2 protein-coding genes are annotated in these 1,153 nt (G+C 37.3%); both read right to left on the bottom strand.

The window, feature by feature from the left end:
• On the bottom strand, positions 1-733 hold a 733-nt coding region (locus tag DW033_RS24290), incomplete at its 3' end, for a hypothetical protein (RefSeq protein WP_122383252.1).
• A gap of 3 nt (positions 734-736) precedes the next feature.
• Positions 737-1,153 (bottom strand): dTDP-4-dehydrorhamnose 3,5-epimerase family protein (locus DW033_RS24285; protein ID WP_147423703.1); only part of this gene is annotated, 417 nt, incomplete at its 5' end.

The following is a 1,153-nucleotide window of genomic DNA, read 5'->3' as shown; positions in this document are numbered from 1 at the left end:
TAGGTGATATTTTCCACTGAAGCCAATTAGTCATATCAATCTTTATCTGTTGAGAGAGAGGAACAATGCCTCTACCAGAATCTATATACAAGCTCAATCTACTCAAATTTTCAACAGCATGCCTAATCCATTTACCTTTATATACTCCATGTATATATGGCAAGATATATTCTGAAACTGCCACCACATCTTTATAATCCTCTGATGGAGCAACAGCGGCTTGTTCATTTATTGAGTTTTCAATATCCCATGCGCTAAGAGAGCCATCGCCTAACAGCTCAACAAAAAGATCCTTTCGAAATATTCCAAATTGAAGATTGATAGCATAGGGGATTTGCTTATTGACACTACGTAATAAAGGAAAAGATTTAATTTTAGATCCTTTAGGAGTAGGGCCTAAATTACAATACCTTATCTCGTGGCTATCCATATAGTCAAGTAACCGCTCTATTAATGAATTGTCAACATTGTCACTCAAGATAATGTCATCACACATCAACATTACATACTTCGATTTTATAACTGGCAAAGCCGCTATAGTACGCTCAACCCAAGTATCATTTTGCTTATTATTGCATATACAAGTAATACCTTCATACGATTTGGTATTGGTGGTTAGAATAAACTCATAGGGACAATCACTCCAATATCTCCGATACCCTTTTAAAAATACGGCAAGCACATCAGAATACGAATCAGGAGAACTAACATAAATAGAAAGTCGCTTATCCATCAGCTATTTTACTTTTTCTATATATTCCTTCAAACTCATCAAGTTTTTATCCTTGTCAGAAATGATCAATTTCTCAATACCGCCAATCTTATCGAAAGGCCACTCTATAGCCATATCCGGATCATTATACATTATGCCGGCATCACCTTCACCATAAAACACCTCACCACATTTATAGCTAACGACAGAATCCTCCAGCACCAAATAGCCGTGGCCAAAATACTGAGGTATGTATAGAGCCTTCTGATTCTCTCCGGTCAGATCAAAACCTTGCCATTTACCAAATGTTGGCGAATCAGGGCGAAGATCTATGATTACGTCATACACATGGCCACTTATACAACGAACAAGCTTGGCTTGCTGTTTAACAAGCTGGAAGTGCATCGCACGAATTACACCCTTTTTACTAATGGTATAGAA

Origin of the sequence: Parabacteroides sp. AF39-10AC (assembly GCF_003635405.1) — a bacterium.
GTDB lineage: Bacteria > Bacteroidota > Bacteroidia > Bacteroidales > Tannerellaceae > Parabacteroides > Parabacteroides distasonis.
This window is presented reverse-complemented; position numbering and strand designations above follow the sequence as displayed.